Source organism: Rhizobium sp. 3T7 (assembly GCF_020166565.1).
Lineage (GTDB): Bacteria > Pseudomonadota > Alphaproteobacteria > Rhizobiales > Rhizobiaceae > Rhizobium.
The window spans coordinates 67,626-91,965 of sequence record NZ_JAIQXS010000019.1 but is presented as its reverse complement, the minus strand read 5'-3'; the positions used below and the strand labels follow the sequence as shown (position 1 = coordinate 91,965).

Sequence of the window (24,340 nt, the reverse complement as noted above, 5' to 3'; positions counted from 1 at the left end):
TCAGACCACATGGCGCCGGCGCGCTGCGTGCGTTATGCAGCGCTTGAACAATGAACGGCTTCTCTTTGGTATGAATCGTATTTTTCTCGCTTCGGCGCTGCTGATCGCCTCAGTCTCGGTTGCCGCCACTGCCGCTCTGCCGCCGCAAGATGCGCCCATTGTCACCGCACCCCTCACGATGGCTCCCGGGCCAAAGCTGGTGGAGCCGCATCTGCGCATTGCCCGTTCCGGCATCAAGGGTCACGCGCGCGTGGCGCTGACGTTCGACGCCTGCATGGGCAAGGCGGACGACCGCATCCTCTCGGTGCTGGTCCGCGAGCGCATTCCCGCAACGATCTTCGTCACCGCACGCTGGCTGAAGCACAATCCGCAGGTGTTGCAGGTCTTCCTGCAGAATCCCGATCTGTTCGAACTCGAGAACCACGGGCAGAACCATATTCCGGCCGTGGACACGCCGGTCTCGATTTACGGCATTGCGTCCGCCGGCTCGCCCGAAGCAGTCCGCCAGGAAGTGCAGGGCGGCGCCGATGCGATGGTCGCGGCCGGCATTGCCTCGCCACATTGGTTCCGCGGTTCGACCGCCAAATACGACCTGTCGGCGATCGCCGAGATCCGTGAGATGGGATACCGCATCGCCGGCTATTCCGTGAACGGAGACGGCGGCTCGCTGCTCGGCGCTGCGGTCACAGAAAAGCGGATTGCGGCCGCCAAAGACGGCGACGTGGTGATTTCCCACATCAACCAGCCGACCCACGCCGCGGGTGAGGGCGTCGCCAAGGCGATCCTCGATCTGAAGGCCAAGGGCGTCGAATTCGTCCGCCTGCAGGACGTCGACGATACCGGCGACGACCAGACGACGCAGTGAGTTAGTTGAGAGCGGTCTCCCGGCGGTCCTCGCTGATGCTCGGACGCTCAACGAACGCCGGTGCGTCGCGATCGAGCGCGAAATCATCAAACCAGTCGCGGTATCCTCCGCCGATCATTGCGCCGATGACCTGCGTCGCGAGATAGGAGAACGTGATGCCGTTGCCGCCGTAGCCATAGGCGGCATAGACCTGCGGCATCAAGGGAACGGGACCAATTAGCGGCAGCCCGTCCGAAGTCTCCCCGAACGTGCCGCACCACGCCGTCGCGACACGGGTATCGGCCCTTGACCAGAGCCGTTTCATCTTTTCCCGGATCGTCATGATCTTTTCGGCAAGCTTGGCGTCGCGGATCGCGGGATCGACGGTGTCGTCATCTTCGCCGCCAGCGATGATCCGCCCGTCCGGTGTCGTGCGCATGTAGAGATAGGGGTGGCTGTCTTCCCAGATCAGCACCTGATCGCGCCACAGCATTGCGGGATCCTGCGGCATCGTTGCCAGCGCCCAGCTCGACGTCGTCCGATGCAGCTTCGGCATATCGATGCCCGGCATGGCGTAGCCGGTGGCGAGTACCGCCGTTTCTGCTTCGATAACGAACGAGCCGTCTGTCTCAGCGCTCACGCGCCCGCCCTCACTATGGAGTTTGGTGACCGAGGCACCGATGAGACGCGCGCCCTGCTTCACCGCAATGTCCAGCAGAGCCCAGGTCAGGAGCAGCGGATCGGCCTCCGCGGAGCCACGGGAGAGGATGCCCGCATCGCGATCGAGTTCGAACTCGGTAAAGAGATCGCAATGCTCCAGATAGCGGCTGGGCAGACCGGCTCGGCGACGAAGCTCGACCTCTCTCAGAAGATCACCCGCGCCCTCCTGGTTGCTGGTCAGGAACAGCGACTGCCGAGGCAGGAGGTTGCAGGCGATGCGGTTGGCAACGATCAGCTTCGAGAGACCAGCGACCGAGGCGGCACTCCGCCTGTAGATGCCGATGGCGCGCTCGAGGCCATAGAAATGCTCGAGTTCGCCGAGCGTTCGGTCGATCTCCCACTGCAGCATGGCTGTACTCGCCACCGTGCTGCCAAGACCGGGCGTCTCGCGATCGACGATGACCACGGAAAGTCCGCGTTCTGAGAGATGTTGGCCCATCAGCGCACCGGTAATCCCACCGCCGATGACCATAGCGTCGACCTTGAGATTATCCTGAAGTGGCTGGTAGGCGGGTTTTGTTCCGGCGCGGCTCCAAGGGGGGATGCCGCTCTTCAGCCGGTTCTGGCTGGACGCTGCGAGATCGATTTCTGCCATCTGACGCGTCTTACCTCAATTATTTCGGCAATTGCGGTTGCAGTCTCTCTTCGATGAAAAGTTCATCGACGATGGTCATGACAATCAGCGATAGTGGTAGCGCAAGCATAGCACCAACTGCGCCCCACATCCAAGTCCAGAACAGAATTGCCAGAAATACCACAAACGGATTGATTTCCAGGCGCTTGCCCATCACTGCCGGAAAGACCAGATTTTCCATGACGAGGTGGACGATGAAGAATGCTGCGGCTGGCATGAGGCCGACTACGAGGCCGTCGTGTGTAAGGATGCCTGCGATGGCGACGGCCAGCGTCATGGAGGCAATGCCGAGATAGGGAATGAAGCTCGAAAGAAAGGCAAAGAAGCCCCAGAGCACTGGCGCCGAAAGACCGCCAAGATAGGCGATCACCATCATCATGACGCCGAGGCACGCATAGACCAACGAAGCCGTGGCAAAGTAGAAGCCGAGGACCTGTTCGACGCCGTTGATCACCCGGATGGCGGCAAGCCGCTGCGAGCGCGTCCGGAAGACCATGATGATCGATCTGCGCAGGCTGACACGTCCCGCAAGGAAGAGCAGCAGCGCGGCGAAGAAGATCAACGCCTGGATAAGGGCAGGGGTCAGGTTGGCGCTGATGAGATGCAGCACGTTGCCGGTATTTTCCAGGAGCTTTTCGCTCGACATCGGCCCGCCCTGGAAGGTCTCCGGCGTGATGTGCAGCCACCGGATCCGTTCGAGATAGGGCATCAGCCGGTTGAACGTCTTCTCGACGAAGGCCGGGCCCTCATTGGCAAGGGTCGTCAGCGGTCCGGCAAGCGAATTGGCGACGAGGATGATCACCAGCGCGACGCCGGTCGACAGGATGACGGCGTTGGTAATGCGCGGGACGCCGAGTCTGCTGAGCTTTTCCGCCAGTAGCCCGAGAATCATTCCGACGACGACGGCAAGCGTCACCGGGACGAGAATGAGCGACATCATGTAAATGGCCGAAAGAGCAAGCACCGCAAAGATGCCGATGACCGCCCAGGCCATGGTGATATCAAGCCCGTCCTTTTCGACGCGGCGTGTCGGCGCCTGCGGCATCTCCTCCGCGTCCTGGCTCAATCTTTCGGCCCAGGCGCTGACAGGGCGCTCGCCCATTTTGATCTTGCTGGCCTGCTTGCGGATGCCGTTGGCAATTCCCATCGCTACAAAGTCCCCGGAAGCCCAGATGCTTCGCGACGGAAACGCTCAGGAACCCCTTCAAGTTCCTGAGGGGTCACGCAGAGAGCGTCAGGCCGATACCCCATGGGTCTCGCAGGAAGACGCTGCCATTGTGCTTTTCGCTCTTGATCTCGAGTTCGTCGAGCTTGGCGATGGCCTTGTCGAGCGAGGCCTTGTCATTGAAGCGAAGCGTGTAGTCCGAGAGGCCGGTCATGCCGTGCGCGCGGGTTCCTGCGCCGCGGCTGTTCCAGACGTTGGCGGCGATGTGGTGATGGTAGTCGCCGGTCGCGAAGAAGCTGGCGCCGGGACGCTGCGCCATCAGCTTCAGCCCGAGCACATCGCGGTAGAAGGTGTCTGCCTCCGGAATATTGCCGACCTGCAGGTGGATATGGCCGATGGCGGTGCCGTCGGCCATGCCGTTCCAGGCATCGTGAGGTGCGCTGTTGTAGAGCGACTGAAGATCGAGGCGAAGCGTCGCCATTTCCACCTGGCCGTCCTGATGGAACTTCCATTGCTCATGCGGACGGTCGGCATAGATCTCGATGCCGTTGCCTTCGGGATCGGAGAGATAGATGGCTTCGCTGACGAGGTGATCGGAAGCGCCGTCCAGAGCAACGTTGTTGTGTGCGGCGTGGCGCAGCCAGCGGGCCAATTCGGTGCGGCTGGGCATCAGGAAGGCTGTATGGAACAGCCCGGCGGCATTGCGTGGCGCGATACGGACATCCCTTCCCGTCGTCAGTGTCAGAAGCGGCGTGCTGCCGACGCCGAGCACCTCGCCGCTGGCGCTTTTCTCGATGACCTTCAGGCCAAGCATGGATTGGTAGAAACTGGAAACCAGCGGCAGGTCGGTGACGACGAGGTGCGACTGGTCGACATAGGCAGGGCGAGTGAGAGCGTAGGATGTTTCGGTGGTCATGCGTCTTTCTCCTGCCGTGGATGAGAGAGGCATACCGGCGGTGGCGGCGAAAGCGCCGCCTGTAGCGATGCCAAGGAATTTGCGCCGGTCCATGTGCCTCAGAGGTCCCCTTGGTTGCTGTACTTGATCCTTATATGGCGGATTCCGATTGTTCACAGAAGGTCAGTTTTTGGCGATTCAGCGTTCGACGATCGTTGACGACAATCTGCGCCGATCTTGATCTTGATCAAAGCGCCTTATTTATCTCCTGAGAGGATGTGGGCAGTTGGAAACGGCACCGCTGGAGGGCCTGAATGTATAAGAAAATCATAGTTCCGATCGAAATAGGCGCGTTGGACCGCGGCGAGAAGGCGTTCCGCAAAGCGTCGACGCTCCTGGATACGGGAGGTGAGATCATCTTGCTCAACGTCGTCGAGGACGTACCCACCTATGTCGCGATCGATCTGCCCGCTGAACTGATCCAGAATGCAATCGATGATGCCCAGGAGAGGCTCGGCATGCTGATCCGCACCTGCGGCATTCCGGCAATGATCGAGATTGGTCACGGCCGCCCGGCTCATAGCATCCTCGCTGCCGCGGAAGCGCATGGTGCGGATCTCATCATTATCGCTTCTCATACCCCCGACTTCAGCAACTACTTCATCGGCGCCACCGCCGACCGTGTCGTCAGGCATGCTAAATGCTCGGTGCTGGTCGATAGGCAGCGCTAAGAAGAAAAACGGCAAAGGACCGATGGAGGAACATCCATGACTGACATGCAGACCTATGAGAAGATCCTGCGCGATCGCCAGCGCGAGCTTGAATCGCGGTTGAGCCGCATCGACGTCGATCTCGGGCGCACCAAGGAGCAGGACAGCGACGATCGCGCGACCGAGAGCGAGAACGACGAAGTGCTCGAGGGGCTCGGCCAGGCCGGCCAGGAAGAGCTGCGGGCCATCAACGCCGCCCTCGACCGGGTCGCGAAGGGCACCTATGGCACCTGCGTGCGCTGCGGGGAGCCGATCTCCAAGGAGCGCCTTGGCGCTGTTCCTTATGCGCCCCTTTGCGAGGATTGCATGGGCTGATTTGTCTGTCGTGCTATCAGGGTGGCCGCTTTTCGCGGCGACCCTTTTGCTTTGCGCCCGTATATCTCCAAGCGCAAAAATCGGCGTCCAAAGCTCACGAAGATTTAATGGTTCGCCATCTCTGTTGTGTTGCCTGCACACCGTTTCGGTGCGACGATCGGGTGGAAAGGTGAGGGGTTCCCAGCATGACAGAGTTCAACGGCATCCGCTGGGCTTACGACAAGTACGAGCTAATCGCCGACGGCGTCGTCCACGGCGTGGGCTTAGCGTTTGCGCTCATCGGCGCGACCGTCCTGATCTTTTACGCCACCCTCTGGAGCTCCCACGGCGAACTCGCCGCGGCCTGGATTTACAGTGTCGGCCTGGTGCTGACGATCGGCATTTCCTTCTCCTATAACGCCTGGCCGGTTTCGCGGACGAAGTGGTATCTTCGCCGTCTCGATCATTCCTCGATCTTCATCCTGATCGCCGCCACCTACACCCCCTTCCTGGAGCGCGGTGCCGATAGTCCGCTTCTGTTCGGGATGCTGATCGGAATCTGGATGATCGCCGCGCTCGGCATCTTCCTGAAATGCGCCTTTCCCGGGCGCTTCGACAAGCTCGCCATCCTTCTCTATCTCGGAATGGGGTGGAGCGGCATCCTCGTGGCCGGGCCGGTGGCGGAGCGTATCCCCTACGTATCTATGCTCCTGATCCTCGTCGGCGGTGTCATCTATTCTCTCGGCGTCGTCTTTCACGTGTGGGAAAAGCTGCGCTTCCAGAACGCCATCTGGCACGGCTTCGTGGTGGCCGCGGCGGCCATTCACTATTCGGCGGTCCTCACCTGCTTCAGCATGGCAACCACGGGTCTCTGATTGTTGCGCCCAGGCGCGACAGCCAATGTCTGTGGTCCGGTGCAGCGTGATGCGCCGACCTGGGCGCGCGGACCGTCGTTCCTTCGCTCGATTTGACTGGTTTACAACGCTGAATGCGGGGCGTATGCCGCTTGCCGGAACCGAACTGAAACTGGACTTGATATGACCGACGCCGTTCTCGTGCGCGATGCCATCGAAGCCGATCTCCCGGCGATCCGCGATATTTACAATCACGCTGTCGAGCATACGACCGCGATCTGGAACGAGACGCTGGTTGATCTCGACAACCGCATCGAATGGTTCAAGGCGCGCAAGGCGAAGGGCTTCCCCGTCATCGTTGCGGAAAAGGACGGCAAGGTCGCAGGCTATGCCTCCTATGGCGATTGGCGGGCTTTCGATGGCTACCGCTACACGGTCGAACACTCGGTCTACGTCGACAAGGATTGCCGCGGCGCGGGCATCGGCGAGTTGCTGATGCGGGCGCTGATCGCGCGCGCCGCCGACGCCAATATCCACGTGATGATTGCCGGCATCGAGGCGGCGAACGCAGCCTCCATCAAGCTGCACGAAAAGCTCGGCTTCCGCGTTGCCGGAACCTTTTCGGAAGTCGGCACCAAGTTCGGCCGCTGGCTCGACCTGATCTGCATGGAGCGTAGGGTTACGAAGTGAGCCTTATCGTCCTCACCGGCGCTTCGGGATCGGGCAAGACGGCGATCGCCAAGGCGATTGCCGCCCGGTTTGCCGGTGAGATCGATGTCCACCATTTCGACGATATCGGCGTTCCCCCGCTCTTCCAGATGACGGCGGAGTACGGCTCGCCGGCCGGTTGGCAGCGAGCCATGACCTTCAAATGGCTGGAGAGCCTTGCAGAGGCTCAGCGCGCCGGCCGCAATCAGCTGCTCGAAGGCCAGATGCGCCTTGCATTCCTGGAGGAGGCGGCAGCCGCAGCAGGCATTGCGTATTTGCCGCTGCTGGCCGATTGCGACGACGAAACACGAACGCATCGCCTGGCGATCGAGCGTCGGCAACCAGAGCTTGCCAACGCCGAAATGATGATCTGGGCATCCTTCCTCCGCCGCGAGGCCGTGGCGAAGAAATGCGCGATACTGGATACGTCCCGCTTGTCACTGGATGAAAGCGTCCGTGCGGTCGTCGAACGCTTCTAACCGGCCTTCGCGCCGGAACGTTATTTCCCGGGCTCGAACACCATCGCGTGACCGTTGATGCAGTAGCGCAGGCCGGTCGGCGGCGGGCCGTCGGGAAAGACGTGGCCCAGATGTGCATCGCACGTGCCGCAGCGGATTTCCGTGCGGACCATGCCGTAGGTCGTATCACGGAGTTCAGTCACCGCGTCGGGCGAGACCGCTTCGAAATAGCTCGGCCAGCCGCAGCCGGCATCAAACTTCGTATCCGAGCGAAACAGCGGCGAATTGCAGCCGACGCAGCGATAGAGCCCGGTCTCGAAGGAATCCCAATAGGGGCCGGTGAAGGCACGCTCGGTGCCATGCTGCCGGGTGATCCGGTATTGCTCGGGCGTCAGCTGTTCCTTCCATTCCGCATCGGTCTTGTGAACTTTGGCGATTGACGTATCGGCCATGGCTTGTTCCTTTCGCGCCGGGGGGTACGGCATTGATTTTCGACAGCAATGTGGTGCGGGAAGCTGGTTGGATCAAGAGATGTCTGTCACGGCGACTAAGCTCCGGGATGGCAGAAACTGCAGTGCCGATTGCATTTTTATGGGGACGGTGAAGGTCGGCACGCCCGGAGTACCTGGTTGCCGATGTTCAATGGGCGCCGGCGCAGACGTGGCCGTTCTCTGTGAGTATCCTGCACCCAACCGCCGATTGCGAACGGAGAAGGCTTGAGGCGGGGCTTTTCTTCTCTTACACCTGACGATGCTTCCGGCGTTCGCCGGCCTTATGCAGCGTTGCGAGCAGAGGAGAGAACATGGCCGGTGTCACGGCTTTGACATTTGCGGCTTTGTGTCTGCCACTGCTCGGTGCCGTTGTTGCTCCCTTTCTCGTTCGCGCCGTTGGCGCAAAGGCCGCCTGGCTACTGGCGCTTGCGCCGCTGCTGGCCTTTGCGCACTTCGCCAGCCTGCTACCGGTAATATCCGGCGGCGAGGTAATTGCCGGCGGCTATGCCTGGGTGCCGAGCTTTGATCTCCGCTTCGCCTGGCTGCTCGACGGTCTTTCGCTGACCTTCGCACTGCTGATTACCGGGATCGGCACGCTGATCGTGCTTTATTCCGGCGGATACTTGAAGGGTCACCTGGATCAGGGGCGTTTCTTCTCGTTCATCTTCCTGTTCATGGGGGCGATGCTCGGCCTCGTCGTGTCAGACAGTCTGCTGATGCTCTTCGTTTTCTGGGAACTGACGTCGATCACGTCCTTCCTGCTGATCGGATTTGATCATGAGCGCTCGGCAGCCCGTCGCGCCGCCTTGCAGGCGCTCGTCGTCACCGGCGGCGGCGGCCTTCTACTGCTGGCGGGTCTGCTGCTGATCTGGAGCACGACAAACGCCACGCAACTGTCGGCGCTGCTGCAGTCAGGCGATCTGCTGCGCGCCAATCCATATTATCTGGCGATCCTGATTCTCGTTCTCGGTGGCGCGTTCACCAAGTCGGCGCAGTTTCCGTTTCATTTCTGGCTGCCGAACGCGATGGAGGCGCCGACGCCGGTTTCCGCTTACCTGCACTCGGCGACGATGGTGAAGGCGGGCGTCTATCTCCTGATGAGGCTCAATCCTGTCATGGGCGGGACATCGGCATGGGAGACCTTGCTGCCGCTCTTTGGTGGCGTGACGTTGATCGTCGGTACGCTGCTTGCGATCCGCCAGACCGACCTCAAGCTGCAACTCGCCTATACCACCGTTTCTTCGCTTGGCCTTCTCGTGCTGCTGACCGGCTTCGGTTCGCCCTATGCGATCGAGGCCGCGGCGCTCTATCTCGTGGCGCATTCGCTCTTCAAGGGAGCGCTGTTCATGGTGGCTGGCATTATCGACCATGAGACCGGCGTGCGCGACATCACCCGGCTGGGCGGCCTGAGGAAGGCGATGCCGCTGACCTTTGCTGCCGCCCTTGCCGCGGCAATCTCCATGGGCGGTTTGCCACCATTCTTTGGCTTTCTCGCCAAGGAGGAAATCTATGCCGCGCTGGCGCATGGGGATCCACGATCGATCATCTTTAGCCTGGTTGCAGTAGCAGGCAATGCGCTGATGTTCGCGGTCGGCTTCGCGGTGGCGCTGAAGCCGTTTCTCGGGCCAGTCCTCGCAACGCCCAAGCACCCGCATGAGGCACCACCATTGCTATGGGCCGGTCCCGTCGTGCTGGCGCTATTGGGCCTGATCGGTGCGGTGTTCTCTGCGGTTGCTCACCACTACATCTCGTCTCCGGCGGCGTCCGCTATCCGAGGCTCGTCGAGCGTGATCGAGATTTCATTGATCCCGCACGTCGGCGTGCCGCTGCTTCTGTCTGCGCTTACGATCGTACTCGGCATTCTTGTCTATTGGAGAATCGATAAAGCGCGTCTGAGCATGGCAGTGGTACTGCGTAAGCTTGGTCCGGGACCGGATTGTGGTTTCGATTACCTTCTCGCCGGTCTCATCCGGTTGTCAGTCCGCGTGACGCGTTTCATCCAACCGGGACGACTTGAACTCTACATCACCTGCACCTTCCTCTGCGTCGCCGCGATCCTGCTCGTTCCGCTCTGGCTCTACGGCGAAATGCCGGCGCTCCCTGTCTGGCCGCGGCAGGTCCAGATCCACGAATGGGCCATCTTCCTGCTTGCCGTTCTTGGCCTGTTGAGCATTGTCATTGCGCGCGACCGGCTGACGGCGATCGTCTCGCTCGGCATCCAGGGCTTTTCCGTCGCCATCATATTCCTGCTCTTCGGTGCGCCCGACCTTTCTTTCACGCAGTTCATGGTGGAGACCCTGTCGGTCGTCATCCTGGCGCTGGTCATGACCCGCCTTCAACTGTCGCCGACCGACCGGCGGCCACTCGGCCAGAAGATATTCGACGGCAGCATCGCGATCGCCTGCGGCTGCGGCGTCGCGCTGCTTCTGATGAAAGCTACGCAGGCGCCATTCAACAACGCACTGACGGAGTTCTTCAACACCTACTCGAAGACGATCGCGCACGGCGCCAACGTTGTGAACGTCATCATCGTTGACTTCCGCGGTACCGATACGCTGGGCGAGATCGCGGTCGTCGCCATCACCGGCCTTGCGATCCTCGCCCTCATTCGCATCCGCGCGCAGACCGAGCGAAAGCTTGCGGAAAACGATCCGGATGCGCCTGAGGATCTCGGAGTCGAGCGCCCATGAATACGCTGATCTTCCGCACGATCGCCCCCGTGCTGACGGCACTGATGCTGCTCTTTTCCGTCTTCGTCCTGCTGCGCGGCCACAACGAGCCGGGTGGCGGTTTCATCGGCGGGCTGATCGCGGCCTCGGCGCTGGCGATCTTTGGTATTGCCCGCGGCGTCGGAGCTGTGCGCCGTGCCATCATCTTCCATCCGATGTCGATATCAGGCGCCGGACTGTTGATGTCGTGCTGCGCCGGACTGCTGTCGATCATCTTTGGCGTGCCGTTTATGACCGGGCTGTGGGTCTATCCTGAGATAGCAGGTGTCGAGGTGCCGCTCTCGACCGTCATGCTCTTCGACATCGGGGTCTACCTGGTGGTCGTCGGCGCCATCACGTCGATCGCGCTGGCGCTGGAAGAAAGGGAGGTCGAGTGATGGAACCGCTGTTTGCGATCCTCGTCGGCCTGTTCTTCGCCGCCGCGGTCTATCTGATGCTGTCGAAGTTCTCGATCCGCATTATGCTCGGCATCGCAGTCCTCGGCAACGCGGTGAACCTGTTGCTGTTTACGGCCGGACGGTTGACGCGCGAAGTGCCGCCGATCATCCCGTCAGATCTCGCTGGGCTCCCCGCCGGCGCCGCCAATCCGCTGCCGCAGGCGCTGATCCTGACGGCGATCGTCATCTCATTTTCCTTCCTCGCGTTCCTGCTGGTGCTGACCTATCGCGCCTATCAGGACATCGGTACCGACAACACCGACGAGATGCGTGTCGCCGAGCCCGTCGATCCGCCACTGCCGCCGATGGGGTACTAGATGGCGGCTCCGGCAAATACGATCACCGATCTTTCCGCTGCGATGGTGACGGCGCCCGTGCCGCTGGCAAACTGGCTCGTCATCGCACCTGTCGCGCTCTGCATTACGCTCGGCGCCGCGCTGCTGATGATGCGCAGTTCGATGCGGCTGCAGGCGCAGGTCGCCGTTCCCGGCCTTGCCGTTCTGGTCTTGCTGGATGCCGCGCTGTTGCTAAAGGTGGCCGCGCATGGCCCGTTGACCATGGTCATGGGGCGCTGGCTTCCGCCCTTCGGCATCGCCTTCACCGTCGATCTCTTCGGCGCGCTGATGGCTTTGACTGCAGCCATCGCGGCACTTGCCGGCGGCCTCTATGCACTGAAGGACGTAACCGAAAGCGGCCGGCGATACGGTTTCTTTCCCTTCCTGCTGCTTCTAATGGCAGGCGTTTCGGGGGCGTTCCTGACGGGCGACGTCTTCAACCTCTATGTCTGGTTCGAGGTGCTTCTCATTTCGTCCTTTGGCATGCTGATCCTCGGCTCGGAGCGCGGGCAGATCGATGGAGCGATGAAATATGCGGTGCTGAACCTGATCGGCACGACCCTGTTCCTGATCTCGGTCGGCATCGTCTACGCCGTCTTCGGTACGCTCAACATGGCCAATATTGCAGGCAAGGTGGAAAATGTCCGCGATACCGCGCCGCTGATGACCCTGTCGGCTCTCGTGCTGCTCGCCTTCGCCATGAAGGCGGCTGCCTTTCCCGTCAATTTCTGGCTGCCGGCCTCCTATCATACGCCGCGCATCGTTGTGTCGGCGCTGTTTGCCGGTTTGCTGACCAAGGTCGGCGTCTACGCTCTGATCCGCATCATGGTGATGCTACTGCCGGTCGAGCGCGAGCAATTGAGCCTGGTGATCGCCGCTGCGGGGGCTGCGACCATCATCGTCGGCGCGCTCGGCGCGTTGGCGCAGGACGATATCCGCAAACTGCTCGGCTACGTCGTGATATCGGGCATCGGCAACATGCTGGTCGGCATTGCACTCGGCACGCCAGGCGGCCTCTCGGGCGCGATCGTCTATGCCCTGCATTCCATGGTGCTGATGACGGCGCTCTATCTCCTGGCCGGACAGGCGGCTGCCGTTGCCGGCAGTTTCTCGCTAGCCGGGCTCGGCGGCCTCTATCGTAGGAGCAGCGGCTTTGCCGCGATCTCCTTCATTCTCTTCGTCGCCGCCTGCGGATTGCCGCCCTTTTCCGGCTTCTGGCCGAAGGTGATCCTGGTGAGGGCATCGATCGACGTCGGCGCCTGGTGGCTGGCTGCCGCGATCCTGATCGGCGGCTTCTTGCTGACCGTCGTCTTCGGGCGCGTCTTCCTGCTTGCCTATTGGCGGCCGGTGGCGGCACCACAGACGGCAGCCTCCATTGGCTGGCAGGCGGGATTGCCGCTGTTCATCCTGACAGCTCTTGTCGTCGGTTTCGGCATTCTCCCAGAACAATTACTGGAGATGGCACAGGCTGCAGCGACCGGCCTCATCGATCCGACATCTTATCTGCAGTCGGTCTTCCCGGATGGAGGGATGCCATGATCGCCTTGCTGCTGAACGTCCTGCTCGCCGTCGCCTGGGCCACCGTTACCGGTAGCGCGTCGGCACACAACCTCGCCTTCGGCTTTGCGATCGGCGCCCTGTGCTTATCCATTGTGCGCGAACCCTATGGCAGCAGGGGATATCTTCGCCGGTCATGGGCAATCCTGCATCTCGCCCTGCTGTTTCTGAAGGAATTGGCGATTTCCGCCTGGCGGGTCGCCGTCACGGTGCTGACGCCCAACATGCGGCTGCAACCCGGCATATTCGCCTTTCCCCTGACCGTCGACCGCGATTTCGAGATCACCCTTCTCGCCAACATGATCACCCTGACGCCGGGTACGCTGTCGGTCGATGTTTCCGATGACCGCAAGACGCTTTACGTGCACGCGCTGGATTGCGCCGATCCCGAGGCGACCAAACGCGATATCACCGAAGGTTTCGAGCGCCGGATCATGGAGGCATTTCGATGATCGCGCCGCTTGCCATCATTTCCACGGCCGCCGCGGTTGCTCTCGTGATCCTCGGCGTTGCCTTTCTTCTAGCAGGCTGGCGGGTCGTCGCAGGGCCGACGCTGCCCGACAGGATCCTGGCGCTCGATACGCTATCAGGCACGGCGATCGGCTTCATTGCCGTGCTGGCGGTTAAAACAGGCTTCAGTCTCTACATCGACATTGCCATTGCGCTGGGCCTGGTCGGCTTCCTGGCGACTGTCGCCTTCGCGCGTTTCGTGATGTCACGCGCCACTGTTGCGGAACGGCGCAGCGAAAAACCGGGGGGTGCCTCGAAAAAGCCCAAAGTGGCGGCCAAACGCAGCGGTAAGAATGGCAGGAAGGGCAAGAAATGATGGACTACGCGGCAGCGCTCGTCGTCGCTTTCCTTTTGTTGGCCGGCTCGCTGTTTGCGCTCGTCGCCGCTCTCGGCGTGGTGCGGTTGCCGGATCTCTACACGCGGATGCACGCCGCTTCCAAGGCGGGGACGGTGGGTTCGGGCATGCTGCTCTTTGCCGCTGGAGTCGCATCGGGCGAGGTCGCAGTCTTTGCGCGCGCAGTTGCTGGTTTCGTCTTTTTCCTGCTGACGGCACCGGTTGCGGCGCACCTCCTTGCCAAGGCCGCGCATCAGACAGGATACCACCTCGGCTCTCAATCCGTGCGCGACGACCTCGCCAAAAGATGAGAGCGCTTCCGATTCAGTATTTTAAGTTGATTTTTGCACCCATTTGCAGATTTCTTAATGGTTAATGTTTGGGTTCACGATGAACAATTCTTGCGAAGAGGCATTTTTCGGTAGATATATATGAAATAATAATTGGCGTTTTCGCAAAACGGTGATATTTGATGATCTAAGTAGAGTTCTGATATTGAATTAGAATCACGTTGCTTATTTCCTCGTTGGCTTTGCATTTCAGTGTTTAATTGAGGAAGTCGACTGCGTGATAGCGTACTAGTTTGAAATCAGGCAGTATAAGAACGGGTTTCGGCCTCAGGAATCTAGGGGTGGATTTCAGTTTTTCGAAACAGGTAGCCGTAGCCTGAGTTTTTTGCTGTTGCTCTACGATAACGGTCTTGTCTTAAGGGGTCGAGACCTTTGGAGCATTGAAACAGGAGAAACGTAATATGACGGATACTGCAGCCGGTAGCGGGCCGGAATTGCTGGTGGAGCTTACCGCAGATATTGTCGCCGCCTATGTCAGCAACCACGTTGTGCCAGTTGGTGATCTCGCCAACCTGATCTCGGACGTGCATTCGGCACTCAGCAACACGTCGACGCCGCAGACTGCAACAGCGGTCGTCGAGAAGCAGAAGCCGGCTGTGTCGGTGCGCAAATCCGTCCAGGATGAGCAGATTACCTGCCTGGAATGCGGTGGCAACTTCAAGTCGCTGAAGCGTCATTTGATGACCCATCACAGCCTTTCGCCGGAAGAATACCGCGAGAAATGGGAACTCCCTGTCGACTACCCGATGGTAGCGCCGGCCTACGCTGAAGCGCGTTCGCGCCTCGCAAAGGAAATGGGGCTCGGCCAGCGTCGCAAGCGCGGACGCGTCTGATTGTTGCCAAGGATTTGACCTGTAGAGCCGGGCGGAAGCCCGGCTTTTGTGTTTCTGGGGGTGAATGCATGTGGAAGATAATCCTATTTATTTCCGGCCGTTAGAGAAATTGACAGGCCGAGCGGGCGGGTTTGCTTTGCCCCGCTGCGCGCTCCTATCTCAGGCGCGCCGCGTCACTTCGGGAGGAAGCCTTCATCGAACAGCACGGCGCAATCGGCCATGTCGTGGCTGAGCTGGACGGCGGACGGCAGTCGCTGCGGATCAACCGGGAGGAACCGCCACTTCAAGCCTTGCGCGACTGAAGGAGAAGAGTGGCGGACCGTTCCTTCCGGAGGATGCGCTTGCGGCCGGGGAAAGGCTGCTTGCCGATGTCACGCGCGGCCAGCTGCGGCCCGGTCACCGCCTCTTGGGAGCCGGAGACCGTGGAGCGTGAGCGCCAGTGGCCGGTGCGTTCCGCCAAGCTGATGTTGCGTACGGCGCTGCTCGAAAAAGGGCTCGCGCGACATGCAAAGGTAAATACAGCAATCGAGGACTGGAAAACTTGGGGCAAACATCGGGATTCGGTCTACCTGAGATGTCGCTGCGAATGCATCGCGCGAAGGAGCGCCGCCTAAACCCGCCTAGGCCACAGCGCGCACACGCGCTTCCTCGCGGATGCGGTTGACCATCGAGCGCAGACCGTTGGCGCGCTGCGACGACAGGTGCTCGACAAGGCCGATCTTCGAAAATACGTCGAAGGCGTCGAGCCCGGCGATCTCGGATGCCGTCTTGCCGGAATAGGTTGCGAGCACGATCGCCACGAGTCCGCGGACGATATGCGCGTCGGAATCGCCTTGGAAGGTCATGACGGGATTGTCCGGATCCCCCTCGGTGTGCGTGACGAGCCAGACCTGGCTGGCGCAGCCCATCACCTTGTTGGCCGACGTCTTCTTGTCGTCGGGAAGGTCCGGAAGCGCCTTTCCGAGCTCGATCACATAGCGATAGCGATCTTCCCAGTCGTCGAGGAAGGAAAAATCATCGAGGATCTGCGCCAGGGACGTCATGTATTGTGGCCTTTCGTTCTCATGATTTCATATAGGTGAAACGCGGCCAGATTTGAACCACTAAAAAAGAAACGCCGCGAAGGATGGGCATCCACGCGGCGCAGCAGAAGCTGAAAATAAACAGGGCAGGCACGTCAGGCACGGGACTTTCCGCGTCATGCGGACGCCGGTGCAAGCTTGGTTGCGGGATATCCCGCGGAACTCTCAGGTGGCGGGGCGGGGCGTCGGCAGCGGAATGGTGCCCGTCGTCACGGTGTCGGAGATGGCATCGTCGCCGTCGTCAACCGGTGGGCGATAGGGCATCGGCTGGTTCAGCGCTGCCGTCCGGTCCTGCACCTGCGTTTCCGCATGGGACGGCGCAAGGGCTGCGACAGGAGCGACCGGCGCATTCTCTGCGCCAACAGGCTTGGCCGCCTTGTCGTCGCCGAAGCGGCTGTCCAGGAGTTCGTAGGCGACACGGGCGCCTTCGCGGGCCCGGTGGCCGAGCGCGGCCATGGTCTCGGCACCCTTGACGCAGACCTCCGGCTTCTCGCCGCACATGCCGGTCACATAGTCATAGGCGCCTGTCGCCGCGACAAAGGCGTCGGAAAACTGCAATTTCGGTTGCGAACTGGTCGGGCCTTCGCCGCTGAAGAACGACAAGAGCACGAGCACAAGCCCGAACCAGAATGATCCTTTGATCAGAAACCACATCGTCGTTGCCCATCCTGTTTTCCCGTTCGGTCTTGCTGCCGAATCGGTCCGGTCTTCCGGTGTGCTTCGACCTTAGAGCAGAGTTGCGAATGCCAGTTTTCGAAACTCGTCGGCATTTGCGGCAAATTTAGCTCGAATTTTAATGAACGGAATTTGCACCACATTTCAGTCAAATTGTAATGACCGTCGTTAAGCATGTGACGGGCCACCTCCTGTAATTGCAGGCGAACCTCGCGGCGAAGCTGCCACAAAAGTTAACAGCTTCCCGAAATGTAAGCGAAATCCGTCGCTTACCGCCCGTTAACCGTAAAAACCAAAGCCGCTTCCAGATGCCCAAAAACGGGACATTTCGCTCTTTTGGGGTGTGGAGGCGGCTTTTCCCTTATCCTTTCTTTAAGCGCCGAAGGCCTATTGTCCGCCTTGGTAAAGAGCCTTTTCGGGCGGGTATTGCGTGCGTGTAATGAGTAAGATCGCAGAGCGGGCGGCAGCCCTCGTGGACCGGGCAGTGGAAAGCTGGCTCTCCCGGACCGGAGGGGGTACAGTCGTGCGCCAGCGCGAACTGATGATCCTGCGCCGGCTGGCGCTGCTGTCGTCGGCGGCTCTCGTTGCAGCCCCCATTGGGCTCTCCTTAGTCACCAGCCCCGCCATCGCGCTGCCTGTGGGTGTCGCGACTGTTTGCGCGGCCTTCCTGTTCTCTGCGGTGGGCAGCATTGCCCTGTCGCGCCAGAGCACGGCAACGGCGGCGGTTGCCACGCCTGTTGCCGAAGACTTCTTCATGGAAGCTACCGCCGGCCTCGCCTTCTTCCTCGACCCGCAGGGCAACGTCACCGCAGTCGGCGGTCGCGACAAGCGCGAGTATCTCGCCTGGATGCGCGATCCGATCGGCAAGGGGTTTGTCGATCAGATACACGTCTCCGACCGCATTCTTTTCCTGCAGGCGCTGGATCAGCTTCGCCAGGGCGATGCGACGGCCGCCGTCGACCTGCGGCTGGAACGCCCTTCGGTCTCCCGCGACAACAGGCAGTTTGCCTACCTGCGCATGGACATGACAGCGCGGCGGGACGGCGACGGCGGGCTCCTCAGCGTAATTGCCCAGCTGCGCGATGTCTCGTTGGAGCAGCAGTTACGGCAGGAGGCGCAGAGCCGTGCCGCCGACGCCCGCTCGGCCAACGACGCAAAGTCGCGGTTCCTCGCTGCCGTCAGCCACGAACTGCGCACGCCACTCAATGCGATCCTCGGCTTCTCCGACATCCTGCTCGGTGAGTATTTCGGTAAGTTCGAGAATGAACGTCAGCGGGAATATGTCGGCCTTGTCAGAGAGTCCGGCGCGCACCTGCTCTCGGTCGTCAACACCATGCTCGACATGAGCAAGATCGAAGCCGGGCGCTACGAGCTCTGCCTCGAACCCTTCGACATCGCCGCCGTCGTCCGCTCCTGCGAGGCGATGCTGGCGCTGCAGGCGAAAACCAAGGGTGTGACGCTGACGAGCCGCATTCAGCGCGGTCTCGACGAGGTCGTTGCGGATCAGCGCGCAATCCAGCAGATCCTTATCAATCTAATCGGCAATGCCGTGAAGTTCACGGATGCGGGCGGCGCGATCTCGATCGATGCTTCGATGCGCGACGGCGTTCTGAACCTGTGCGTCGGCGATACCGGCATCGGCATTCCGGCCGACAAGCTGGAAATGCTCGGCCAACCTTTTGTCCAGATCCAGAACGACTATAGCCGCCGGTTCGAAGGCACGGGTCTTGGTCTGTCGTTGGTGAAGGGCCTGGTGGCGCTGCATGGCGGCGACTTCGCAATCGCCAGCACGCCGGGCACCGGCACGATCATTACGATTTCCATTGCAGCGGATGGCTCTGGCATTCCGGCTGCGGGTACTGCCCGCAACGATCTTGTCGAGTTCCCGCCGCGACTGAAGGCAGCGCCGGAGTTCGTCGGCGTTTTGGAAGAGGGGCTTTTCGATGGCCGCGAGCAAGCGAAAATCGCCTAAGGGAAGGAGGGGCCGGCAGAAGAGGCCGGGCCTGCTTCTCACCGGCGCATCCATCGTCGGGGGATTGGGGCTGCAAGGCGCAAGCGCGCTCGGCGGCGTGATTGGCCGCAACCCGTCGGTTGCCGGCGGCACCGCAGCTTTCCTGGTCATTTTCAGCTTCGTTGCCGCAAACGCGCTCTGGTATCAGCCGGGTACGCATCCGCACCCGTTCTTGCGCACGCGCGACGCGCTTTTCCCGTACGTACTGGGCGGCCGCCCGGCCACCGAGGAGCACAGCGGCAACGTCACGACCTTCAAAATCGAACGGCAGGACGAGGCCGACGCCACGCAAACGAATGCGACGCCACCGGCCGCACCCGGTGGTCAGCGGCCGAGCCAGATTGTCATGGACATCCAGACCGAGCTGGTACGGCGCGGCCTCTATAACGGCACGCCGGATGGCGTGATCGGTCCGCGCACCAGTGCGGCGATCCTCTTCTTCGAAGAGACGGTGGGCATGCCGCAGGCGGGCGAGGCGACGCCCGATGTGCTGGCAGCGCTCAGGGCGGACTCAATCGGCCCCTCGGCCGTACCGCTGGAAAAACCGCCCGAGGACGTGACCTCGAAGGCATCCGCCGAGGATCCGGTCGCGGCCGCCATCCGCAGCGCCGAAAAGACCGTCAAGACCGCGCCGACACCGGTAAAGAAAGCCGCACCGTCCGCGGAGTTGTCGACCGTCGATCTCGTCCTGAAGATCCAGAAGGGTCTCAGCAACATGGCCTACGCCAACGTCGGGGTCGACGGCGTGCCGGGCGAACAGACCCGCACCGCCATCCGTCATTTCCAGAAGCACTACAACCTTCCCGAGAACGGCGAGCCCAGCGAGGCTGTTCTGAAGAAGCTCAAGGAAATCGGCGCGCTCTAGAGGTTGCCGCAATGGAGACACAATTATAACGCGAATATCGGGCAGTGAACAATGTCAGTCGCCCAAGGTCGCGACCCAGGGAGTTTGGCAGTCCTTCTACCAAGAAAGGCGATGGGATGGATCTTCCTATAGATTCACCGGGCAGCCGTAACATTGCCTCCGCCCGTTTGTCTGCTATAGCTCGCCGATGAGATTACGCACCGATATTTTCGTCTCAGCCCTTCTGCGTCGGGTTTTCGCCAAGGGTGACTTTGCCGCCGTTGAGGCGAAAGGCGCCGACGAGGCGGGCGCCGTTTTCATCCGCCAGCATTTCCGCGATGGTCTGGAGACGCTCTACGGCCCTGCGCCGCAAAGCCTCTTCGACGGCGAGACGAGCGGCGAGCGCCTGTTCGAGCGGCGTCTGACGCGGGAAGAGCCCGTCAGGGTCAGGGAACTGCTTGAGCGTGAACGGAAGTTTGACCCTGACCTCTGGATTGTCGAGCTGGAAGCCGATGATCTCGGCGGTATCGTTCCGCTTGCCAATGAGCGCGAGAACCCGCTGTAGGTAGGATCAGCGTGTGCGCCCGATGATGCGCCGGTCTCGCGCGGGCGGGACCTCGTGGGCAGAGTGAACTGTCTCTGTTTCCTTAGGCAGATACGTATAATTGTCCGCGCGGCGCCAGGCTTCGACGCGGGCATTGCACTCTTCCGGATCGAGCCCATCCAACACCATCCATGCGCGCGTAACGCCGTGCTGCGGTTCCGCGAGGTGAGGATAGAGCTTTTCGAGCACGAAGACGGCGTCGAGGAAATCCATGCCTAGACTGATCAGAGTGGTCGCTAGCTGCTGCCCGGAGATATCGAGCATGATCCGCTCGGCAAGCCAGCGGCTTGCGGTAAGCCCCTCGGCAAGCGTCTTCGCAAAGAGCGCGGCCTCGCGGTTGCGGGCGAAGCGAACGAGCAGGGCGGCCTGGATCGGCGACAGGTTGCGCAGCCCAAGGCGATCGTCTTCTGGACGGCTGACATGCCGTGCCAGTTCCCGGATCCTGTTGCGCATTTCCTCTTCGTTGGTGCGGCGTGCGGCAGCTTCGACCTCCTCGAGGGAAGTGGAAGCTGGTGGTTCGGGCGATACCGTATTGGGCGCCTCGACCTCGACCGGTGCCGCCAGCCGCTGTTCGGCCTGACGCAGACCGACCAGAGCGTCGATGACCCGCGGCGAGAGGGCGTTCCGGCTGACGATCGCCTTCATGTGCGCGCTACCCTGCGTGCGCGCGATCGTGATCAGGGTTTCGTCGTCGATCGCCGGCGAAGAAGTGAGGAAGGGGGCCGCAATGTCGATCGGCTGGCATCCGACGAAGAGCGCCACCGCCGCCGGAATCTGCGCGCATTGGGAAAGGGCAGCGACAGCCTGCCGCCGCGCTTCATCGGAAGATGCCTGGAACAACGGCGTGAAGAGTTCAGCGAATTGGCGCAGCTCGGAGCGGGTCGGCGGTTGCAATCCCTCGAAGCTGCTGACAGTCGCCATGAGAACCACGTCCTTCTTCCGGCTGGCGGATGGGGCCTCTAGGTCTCGGAACCGGTCACGCACAAGAACACACCCTGGAAACGCAAAAAAGGGATGCCGCAGGACTGGACGCGGAAGGACGCCCCTTACCCCACATAGGTTATGAACAAATCCTACATGGGCAGGGTTAATGCTTGCTAAAGACTTTATTCAATTTGTGCCGAAAGGACCCACGGCCCGACGACCGCGGAATTGCGTCCAAGACTAAAGCCCTTTGTGTCCGCGCAATGCCGCCAAAAGCCTTTCGGCGTTATTGTTTCCAGATTGGTAGAGGTCGAGGGCCGCAGAGGCTGCCAGTTGCGCCTTGGGGCTCTTGATGTCGATCCGCTTTTCCGCACACCAGGCGTCGAGCGCATGGCGAAGCACGTCAAGGTCCTCGGGGGAGAATGTCGAACCGATAAACAAAGACATTTCAGCCCCTCCCTTATCCGCGGTGAACGGAACGGCGCCAGCCGGCCGACCTCTAACCCTAGTCAGTTATACAACCATACCGGTATTGCTAAAGACCGCAATTGATATTTTTGTGACAGGAATCTATCACATCGGGGTCCAATTGGCCTCGCCGGCACAACCTCCATTAAGTATATGAATTAATACTAATATCATTGCGACGTTGTGGACTGAATCTTCTTGTGAGACGTTTGAAACCAAAAGACGATGCCGCGCGTTAATAAGGTGTCGTAGAAGAAGCTAATGTTCACGCATGAAATTAACGATCTGTTAACCGTCATATGTCTCAATTCGGATATGAACACGGCGGTCGAGTGCTTCGGTCGTCCGGTTTCACATCACGGTATTTCGAACAGGTGCCGTGAGAAAGGCGCGGATGCCTCGGAGCCCGGTATCAGGCTCTAAAGGACGCGCTGGCTCGCACAGGCGGGCAGGGTGAGATTGCGCAGTTCATCCGTCTCGGGCCGTGCATGGAGACGAGAATGGCAATAGTCGTCGCATTGGCGGACCGTCTATGTCAGACGCGAAGCCGCAAAGGCAAGAAACCAGTCGAGGCGCAGATCCTGCTTTTCACCGGCGTGCGTTACGAGCGCCTGACGGAAAGCGCAAAGCGTTCCTCCGGGCATCGCGTTTCGCGAGCCAAGAAATAGATAGAGTGATTCAATTCGAGGAGCCGGCATACTCGTCACAGCCGGCCTCCGCTAGGAAGTTTCGTGCGGCCGCATCAAAGCTTGCCTGGGGCGCCAATGTCCTCAGCACCGCATAGCCCTGCGATCGTGTGCTTTCCACGAGAATGGTCTTCTGCAGATCCGGCGGCAAAGCCTTGCGAAGTTCCGTCAGCTGGATCGGCGTTCCAATCAGAATATCCAGCGCACCGCCGACGGACGTCCTGTCATTCATGCTGAAGACCTCGTTCGAGGCCTCGTCGTACAGCGCGGTCGACCAGAACGGCACATTGCCCTTTGCAGTCAGGCGGACCGGATTTTCCTCGATGTCGAACGCGCAGACCGCGGTGCGAACAAAAGGATCGTCGTTGGAAAGCCCTGCCGCGTCATCGGTGGCCCCAAGCAGGTAGAACTTGTCAAGATCGCCCTCCGACGCGACACGCGTCGCGGCATCCCTGCCGGTAAAGTGCGGCAGCGACAGGATGATCACGAGATGCAGCAGCGCCGCCCCGAAAAGTCCCGCAAGGATGGCAAAGAGGATCCTAAGCATTGCCGCATCCGGTTTTCTGCAGCTTCGGCATCGCAAGGTCGATAACGCCGGAGCTGCCTGCCGTCGGGGTATCGAACAGGGTCAGAACGAGCTGGAAGGTACCGGCTGCCGGCAGCGCCAGCCAGTTTCCCGGCCGCGCCTGCGCGGAAATGTCGATCGAGAAGCTGCTGTCGACCTGCCGCAGTACCGTCCAGGAATTCATCGCGCCGGGAAGCCCCGGCCGCAGCGAGGCCGGATTGCCGCTGTTGTCCGCGGTAAACAGCGTCCAGATGCGGGCAGGCGGCGTCTGTCCCGTGATGCGATAGTTGCAGGTGGCATTCAGCCGGTCGCCCGCATCATCGACCCTGGCGGTGAACATCAGGCCTTCGGCGTTTCCGTAGAGCAGGCGCCCGGCACGCGCCCTGTGCGATTTCGCATAAGGGTCGGCACTTTCCGTTTGCAGTTCGGGGAAGGCTTCCCAGGCGCCGAGCTTGATCGCGCCGAAGCCGGCCGTCGCATCCAGTGCGTAGAGCGAAATCATGATCCCGCCGCCAAAGGCGATAATCAGAGTCATCGCGATGAAGAGAGGAAACCGAAACACTATGCGCCCTTGAGAAACAAATCAGTTGAAAGGGTTACCACTGATTCTAGTTGGGCGGAATGGTGCAGGCGATTACGGGTAGCATATACCGGCCGGAACGGGCAACAGAATCTCTCCGCAGCTTTCTGCGACAAGCCCCTTCCGAGTGTCTGAATTCATACGCCGTGGGGCCAAGTCCGACCATGACTTGGCTTCGAGACAAGGACATAACCGCTTGCGGACATTCCAGCCGTTTTGGCGGCTCAAAGCGGTCATTTTTGCTTTTCGAAAGTAGTTTAGCTCGTTCCCTTATCCCTGAAGCTCGGCTGGATATTGAGATCGAGTTTTCGCAAGGGTCCTTAGCATTGGCAAACTCATAACCGTCAGCAATGTGGATCGGGCCAAAGGTTAGGCCGTCTCGTGCGCATTGCAGGCAGAACGCTTCTATGTCCTCAACGTCGAAAACCAACTTAACAATAGATTGGCCGCGTCGCTGCCCCCTTGCAGCGAGCATGATTATTCCGCCTCCATTGGGCGAAACTAGCTCCACAATGCGATCACCGGGCTCCCTGTTTGCCTTAAAGCCAAAAAACCTTTCGTAGAATCGAGCCGTTACCTCCACGTTGCTTGCGTAAACGATCAATCGGTTGTCCAGTCCAGCCAGAGCTGCTGGCAACCGGCAGCTCGAACATCGCCAGGATCATCGCGCGGACGCCAGCCCCAAACTTGGGCCCGTATCGATCTTCTACCGGTTTGCATGTCGGTGGCTCACCGAAAGAGTTGGAACTGACCGTCTCCAGCTTTTCATGGCGAGTCGTCGATTCGAAATCCAACCTTCATCACGACCTGATAGTGCGCTACTGCGCCATCCTTGATATGACCTCGGATTTGATCGACTTCGAACCATTCGAGATTTCGCATCGTCTTCGAGGCTCGCGCGATGGCGGTCTCGATCGCCTCGGTGACCGACACCTTCGAACTCCCGATGAGTTCTACCTTTTTATAAACGTGATCACTCATCC

30 protein-coding genes and 1 pseudogene are annotated in these 24,340 nt (G+C 60.7%); 19 read left to right on the top strand and 12 right to left on the bottom strand.

What is annotated here, in order from left to right:
* The first annotated feature begins 70 nt into the window (after positions 1–70).
* Positions 71–865 (top strand): polysaccharide deacetylase family protein, encoded by a 795-nt coding sequence (locus K9B32_RS22580; RefSeq protein WP_224566168.1) that lies wholly within the window; start codon positions 71–73, stop codon positions 863–865.
* 1 nt (position 866) lies between these two features.
* On the opposite strand, the gene K9B32_RS22575 is transcribed toward K9B32_RS22580, so the two are convergent.
* The 3 genes from K9B32_RS22575 to K9B32_RS22565 all read right to left on the bottom strand — a co-directional run bounded on the left by K9B32_RS22575 (position 867) and on the right by K9B32_RS22565 (position 4,279).
* Complete coding sequence (locus tag K9B32_RS22575; protein ID WP_224566166.1) at positions 867–2,159, bottom strand: NAD(P)/FAD-dependent oxidoreductase; 1,293 nt, start codon at positions 2,157–2,159, stop codon at positions 867–869.
* A 19-nt stretch (positions 2,160–2,178) separates the two neighbouring features.
* Positions 2,179–3,345 carry an AI-2E family transporter gene (locus K9B32_RS22570; RefSeq protein ID WP_224566164.1) on the bottom strand — a complete coding sequence of 389 codons (1,167 nt, stop codon included), beginning with the start codon at positions 3,343–3,345 and terminating at the stop codon, positions 2,179–2,181.
* 73 nt (positions 3,346–3,418) lie between these two features.
* Positions 3,419–4,279 carry a VOC family protein gene (locus K9B32_RS22565; RefSeq protein WP_224566162.1) on the bottom strand — a complete coding sequence of 287 codons (861 nt, stop codon included), beginning with the start codon at positions 4,277–4,279 and terminating at the stop codon, positions 3,419–3,421.
* A 293-nt stretch (positions 4,280–4,572) separates the two neighbouring features.
* Between K9B32_RS22565 and K9B32_RS22560 the strand changes: the two genes are divergently transcribed.
* From K9B32_RS22560 to K9B32_RS22540, 5 genes are all read left to right on the top strand, one after another.
* Entirely contained in the window at positions 4,573–4,989 is a 417-nt protein-coding gene (locus K9B32_RS22560; RefSeq protein WP_224566160.1) for a universal stress protein, read from the top strand.
* A 36-nt stretch (positions 4,990–5,025) separates the two neighbouring features.
* Complete coding sequence (locus K9B32_RS22555; protein WP_007791904.1) at positions 5,026–5,343, top strand: TraR/DksA family transcriptional regulator; 318 nt, start codon at positions 5,026–5,028, stop codon at positions 5,341–5,343.
* Between the two features lie 185 nt (positions 5,344–5,528).
* Positions 5,529–6,197: a PAQR family membrane homeostasis protein TrhA gene (gene trhA, locus K9B32_RS22550; protein WP_224566158.1), complete on the top strand. Its 669-nt coding sequence runs from the start codon at positions 5,529–5,531 to the stop codon at positions 6,195–6,197.
* A 162-nt stretch (positions 6,198–6,359) separates the two neighbouring features.
* Entirely contained in the window at positions 6,360–6,866 is a 507-nt protein-coding gene (locus tag K9B32_RS22545; RefSeq protein ID WP_224566156.1) for a GNAT family N-acetyltransferase, read from the top strand.
* Positions 6,863–7,363, top strand: a complete 501-nt coding sequence (locus tag K9B32_RS22540; RefSeq protein WP_007791895.1) for a hypothetical protein — start codon at positions 6,863–6,865, stop codon at positions 7,361–7,363. The genes K9B32_RS22545 and K9B32_RS22540 overlap by 4 nt, the downstream gene beginning before the upstream one ends.
* A gap of 20 nt (positions 7,364–7,383) precedes the next feature.
* Here the strand turns inward: K9B32_RS22540 and msrB are convergent, their stop codons facing one another.
* On the bottom strand, positions 7,384–7,794 hold the full coding sequence (gene msrB, locus K9B32_RS22535) for a peptide-methionine (R)-S-oxide reductase MsrB (protein ID WP_224566154.1): 411 nt from the start codon (positions 7,792–7,794) through the stop codon (positions 7,384–7,386).
* A 350-nt stretch (positions 7,795–8,144) separates the two neighbouring features.
* Between msrB and K9B32_RS22530 the strand changes: the two genes are divergently transcribed.
* From K9B32_RS22530 to K9B32_RS29170, 9 genes are all read left to right on the top strand, one after another.
* Positions 8,145–10,523 carry a putative monovalent cation/H+ antiporter subunit A gene (locus tag K9B32_RS22530; protein WP_224566152.1) on the top strand — a complete coding sequence of 793 codons (2,379 nt, stop codon included), beginning with the start codon at positions 8,145–8,147 and terminating at the stop codon, positions 10,521–10,523.
* Positions 10,520–10,939: a Na+/H+ antiporter subunit B gene (locus tag K9B32_RS22525; RefSeq protein WP_224566150.1), complete on the top strand. Its 420-nt coding sequence runs from the start codon at positions 10,520–10,522 to the stop codon at positions 10,937–10,939. Before K9B32_RS22530 ends, K9B32_RS22525 begins: the two co-directional genes overlap by 4 nt.
* Positions 10,939–11,316, top strand: a complete 378-nt coding sequence (locus K9B32_RS22520; RefSeq protein WP_224566148.1) for a Na+/H+ antiporter subunit C — start codon at positions 10,939–10,941, stop codon at positions 11,314–11,316. Before K9B32_RS22525 ends, K9B32_RS22520 begins: the two co-directional genes overlap by 1 nt.
* The gene (locus K9B32_RS22515) at positions 11,317–12,873 is read left to right on the top strand and encodes a Na+/H+ antiporter subunit D (RefSeq protein WP_224566146.1); all 1,557 of its coding nucleotides are present in this window, start codon (positions 11,317–11,319) and stop codon (positions 12,871–12,873) included.
* Positions 12,870–13,343 (top strand): Na+/H+ antiporter subunit E, encoded by a 474-nt coding sequence (locus K9B32_RS22510; protein WP_224566144.1) that lies wholly within the window; start codon positions 12,870–12,872, stop codon positions 13,341–13,343. Before K9B32_RS22515 ends, K9B32_RS22510 begins: the two co-directional genes overlap by 4 nt.
* The gene (locus K9B32_RS22505; protein ID WP_224566142.1) at positions 13,340–13,717 is read left to right on the top strand and encodes a cation:proton antiporter; all 378 of its coding nucleotides are present in this window, start codon (positions 13,340–13,342) and stop codon (positions 13,715–13,717) included. The genes K9B32_RS22510 and K9B32_RS22505 overlap by 4 nt, the downstream gene beginning before the upstream one ends.
* On the top strand, positions 13,714–14,046 hold the full coding sequence (gene mnhG, locus K9B32_RS22500; protein WP_224566140.1) for a monovalent cation/H(+) antiporter subunit G: 333 nt from the start codon (positions 13,714–13,716) through the stop codon (positions 14,044–14,046). The genes K9B32_RS22505 and mnhG overlap by 4 nt, the downstream gene beginning before the upstream one ends.
* 440 nt (positions 14,047–14,486) lie before the next feature.
* Complete coding sequence (locus tag K9B32_RS22495) at positions 14,487–14,918, top strand: MucR family transcriptional regulator (protein ID WP_007801148.1); 432 nt, start codon at positions 14,487–14,489, stop codon at positions 14,916–14,918.
* Positions 14,919–15,216: 298 nt separating this feature from the next.
* The gene (locus K9B32_RS29170; protein ID WP_411969737.1) at positions 15,217–15,351 is read left to right on the top strand and encodes a hypothetical protein; all 135 of its coding nucleotides are present in this window, start codon (positions 15,217–15,219) and stop codon (positions 15,349–15,351) included.
* A 187-nt stretch (positions 15,352–15,538) separates the two neighbouring features.
* On the opposite strand, the gene K9B32_RS22485 is transcribed toward K9B32_RS29170, so the two are convergent.
* Both K9B32_RS22485 and K9B32_RS22480 read right to left on the bottom strand, forming a co-directional pair.
* The gene (locus tag K9B32_RS22485; RefSeq protein WP_224566138.1) at positions 15,539–15,961 is read right to left on the bottom strand and encodes a SufE family protein; all 423 of its coding nucleotides are present in this window, start codon (positions 15,959–15,961) and stop codon (positions 15,539–15,541) included.
* 204 nt (positions 15,962–16,165) lie between these two features.
* Entirely contained in the window at positions 16,166–16,654 is a 489-nt protein-coding gene (locus K9B32_RS22480; RefSeq protein ID WP_224566136.1) for a DUF5330 domain-containing protein, read from the bottom strand.
* A 460-nt stretch (positions 16,655–17,114) separates the two neighbouring features.
* Between K9B32_RS22480 and K9B32_RS22475 the strand changes: the two genes are divergently transcribed.
* The 3 genes from K9B32_RS22475 (at position 17,115) to K9B32_RS22465 (ending at position 20,095) form a co-directional block, all read left to right on the top strand.
* On the top strand, positions 17,115–18,647 hold the full coding sequence (locus K9B32_RS22475; RefSeq protein ID WP_224566134.1) for a sensor histidine kinase: 1,533 nt from the start codon (positions 17,115–17,117) through the stop codon (positions 18,645–18,647).
* On the top strand, positions 18,619–19,551 hold the full coding sequence (locus K9B32_RS22470; protein ID WP_224566132.1) for a peptidoglycan-binding protein: 933 nt from the start codon (positions 18,619–18,621) through the stop codon (positions 19,549–19,551). The genes K9B32_RS22475 and K9B32_RS22470 overlap by 29 nt, the downstream gene beginning before the upstream one ends.
* 187 nt (positions 19,552–19,738) lie before the next feature.
* Positions 19,739–20,095, top strand: coding sequence for a DUF1491 family protein (locus K9B32_RS22465; protein ID WP_224566130.1), 357 nt, complete (start codon positions 19,739–19,741; stop codon positions 20,093–20,095).
* Between the two features lie 6 nt (positions 20,096–20,101).
* Here the strand turns inward: K9B32_RS22465 and K9B32_RS22460 are convergent, their stop codons facing one another.
* Positions 20,102–21,118 (bottom strand): DUF2336 domain-containing protein, encoded by a 1,017-nt coding sequence (locus K9B32_RS22460; RefSeq protein ID WP_224566128.1) that lies wholly within the window; start codon positions 21,116–21,118, stop codon positions 20,102–20,104.
* 180 nt (positions 21,119–21,298) lie between these two features.
* Positions 21,299–21,505, bottom strand: a complete 207-nt coding sequence (locus K9B32_RS22455; RefSeq protein WP_224566126.1) for a hypothetical protein — start codon at positions 21,503–21,505, stop codon at positions 21,299–21,301.
* Positions 21,506–22,026: 521 nt separating this feature from the next.
* On the opposite strand from K9B32_RS22455, the gene K9B32_RS22450 reads away from it, so the two are divergent.
* The gene (locus K9B32_RS22450) at positions 22,027–22,194 is read left to right on the top strand and encodes a hypothetical protein (RefSeq protein ID WP_224566124.1); all 168 of its coding nucleotides are present in this window, start codon (positions 22,027–22,029) and stop codon (positions 22,192–22,194) included.
* A 10-nt stretch (positions 22,195–22,204) separates the two neighbouring features.
* On the opposite strand, the gene K9B32_RS22445 is transcribed toward K9B32_RS22450, so the two are convergent.
* The 4 genes and pseudogenes from K9B32_RS22445 to K9B32_RS22430 all read right to left on the bottom strand — a co-directional run bounded on the left by K9B32_RS22445 (position 22,205) and on the right by K9B32_RS22430 (position 24,338).
* On the bottom strand, positions 22,205–22,759 hold the full coding sequence (locus tag K9B32_RS22445) for a hypothetical protein (RefSeq protein WP_007801174.1): 555 nt from the start codon (positions 22,757–22,759) through the stop codon (positions 22,205–22,207).
* Complete coding sequence (locus K9B32_RS22440; RefSeq protein ID WP_224566122.1) at positions 22,752–23,339, bottom strand: DUF1214 domain-containing protein; 588 nt, start codon at positions 23,337–23,339, stop codon at positions 22,752–22,754. Before K9B32_RS22440 ends, K9B32_RS22445 begins: the two co-directional genes overlap by 8 nt.
* 298 nt (positions 23,340–23,637) lie before the next feature.
* A pseudogene (locus tag K9B32_RS22435) lies at positions 23,638–23,973 on the bottom strand (VOC family protein); the annotation flags it as partial.
* 149 nt (positions 23,974–24,122) lie between these two features.
* Entirely contained in the window at positions 24,123–24,338 is a 216-nt protein-coding gene (locus K9B32_RS22430) for a dodecin (RefSeq protein ID WP_007801177.1), read from the bottom strand.
* Positions 24,339–24,340: the final 2 nt, after the last annotated feature.

What these genes read in the sequence shown, in the direction of transcription:
- K9B32_RS22495 (WP_007801148.1), top strand. Translation starts at nt 14,487, where the DNA reads ATGACGGATACTGCAGCCGGTAGCGGGCCGGAATTGCTGGTGGAGCTT.
- K9B32_RS22530 (WP_224566152.1), top strand. Translation starts at nt 8,145, where the DNA reads ATGGCCGGTGTCACGGCTTTGACATTTGCGGCTTTGTGTCTGCCACTG.
- K9B32_RS22485 (WP_224566138.1), bottom strand. Translation starts at nt 15,961, where the DNA reads ATGACGTCCCTGGCGCAGATCCTCGATGATTTTTCCTTCCTCGACGAC.
- K9B32_RS22445 (WP_007801174.1), bottom strand. Translation starts at nt 22,759, where the DNA reads ATGCTTAGGATCCTCTTTGCCATCCTTGCGGGACTTTTCGGGGCGGCG.
- mnhG (WP_224566140.1), top strand. Translation starts at nt 13,714, where the DNA reads ATGATGGACTACGCGGCAGCGCTCGTCGTCGCTTTCCTTTTGTTGGCC.
- K9B32_RS22570 (WP_224566164.1), bottom strand. Translation starts at nt 3,345, where the DNA reads ATGGGAATTGCCAACGGCATCCGCAAGCAGGCCAGCAAGATCAAAATG.
- K9B32_RS22520 (WP_224566148.1), top strand. Translation starts at nt 10,939, where the DNA reads ATGGAACCGCTGTTTGCGATCCTCGTCGGCCTGTTCTTCGCCGCCGCG.
- K9B32_RS22555 (WP_007791904.1), top strand. Translation starts at nt 5,026, where the DNA reads ATGACTGACATGCAGACCTATGAGAAGATCCTGCGCGATCGCCAGCGC.
- K9B32_RS22480 (WP_224566136.1), bottom strand. Translation starts at nt 16,654, where the DNA reads ATGTGGTTTCTGATCAAAGGATCATTCTGGTTCGGGCTTGTGCTCGTG.
- K9B32_RS22545 (WP_224566156.1), top strand. Translation starts at nt 6,360, where the DNA reads ATGACCGACGCCGTTCTCGTGCGCGATGCCATCGAAGCCGATCTCCCG.
- K9B32_RS22515 (WP_224566146.1), top strand. Translation starts at nt 11,317, where the DNA reads ATGGCGGCTCCGGCAAATACGATCACCGATCTTTCCGCTGCGATGGTG.
- K9B32_RS22560 (WP_224566160.1), top strand. Translation starts at nt 4,573, where the DNA reads ATGTATAAGAAAATCATAGTTCCGATCGAAATAGGCGCGTTGGACCGC.
- K9B32_RS22450 (WP_224566124.1), top strand. Translation starts at nt 22,027, where the DNA reads ATGGCAATAGTCGTCGCATTGGCGGACCGTCTATGTCAGACGCGAAGC.
- trhA (WP_224566158.1), top strand. Translation starts at nt 5,529, where the DNA reads ATGACAGAGTTCAACGGCATCCGCTGGGCTTACGACAAGTACGAGCTA.
- K9B32_RS22510 (WP_224566144.1), top strand. Translation starts at nt 12,870, where the DNA reads ATGATCGCCTTGCTGCTGAACGTCCTGCTCGCCGTCGCCTGGGCCACC.
- K9B32_RS22455 (WP_224566126.1), bottom strand. Translation starts at nt 21,505, where the DNA reads ATGTCTTTGTTTATCGGTTCGACATTCTCCCCCGAGGACCTTGACGTG.
- K9B32_RS22470 (WP_224566132.1), top strand. Translation starts at nt 18,619, where the DNA reads ATGGCCGCGAGCAAGCGAAAATCGCCTAAGGGAAGGAGGGGCCGGCAG.
- K9B32_RS22580 (WP_224566168.1), top strand. Translation starts at nt 71, where the DNA reads ATGAATCGTATTTTTCTCGCTTCGGCGCTGCTGATCGCCTCAGTCTCG.
- K9B32_RS22475 (WP_224566134.1), top strand. Translation starts at nt 17,115, where the DNA reads ATGAGTAAGATCGCAGAGCGGGCGGCAGCCCTCGTGGACCGGGCAGTG.
- K9B32_RS22565 (WP_224566162.1), bottom strand. Translation starts at nt 4,279, where the DNA reads ATGACCACCGAAACATCCTACGCTCTCACTCGCCCTGCCTATGTCGAC.
- K9B32_RS22465 (WP_224566130.1), top strand. Translation starts at nt 19,739, where the DNA reads ATGAGATTACGCACCGATATTTTCGTCTCAGCCCTTCTGCGTCGGGTT.
- K9B32_RS22525 (WP_224566150.1), top strand. Translation starts at nt 10,520, where the DNA reads ATGAATACGCTGATCTTCCGCACGATCGCCCCCGTGCTGACGGCACTG.
- msrB (WP_224566154.1), bottom strand. Translation starts at nt 7,794, where the DNA reads ATGGCCGATACGTCAATCGCCAAAGTTCACAAGACCGATGCGGAATGG.
- K9B32_RS22505 (WP_224566142.1), top strand. Translation starts at nt 13,340, where the DNA reads ATGATCGCGCCGCTTGCCATCATTTCCACGGCCGCCGCGGTTGCTCTC.
- K9B32_RS22575 (WP_224566166.1), bottom strand. Translation starts at nt 2,159, where the DNA reads ATGGCAGAAATCGATCTCGCAGCGTCCAGCCAGAACCGGCTGAAGAGC.
- K9B32_RS22430 (WP_007801177.1), bottom strand. Translation starts at nt 24,338, where the DNA reads ATGAGTGATCACGTTTATAAAAAGGTAGAACTCATCGGGAGTTCGAAG.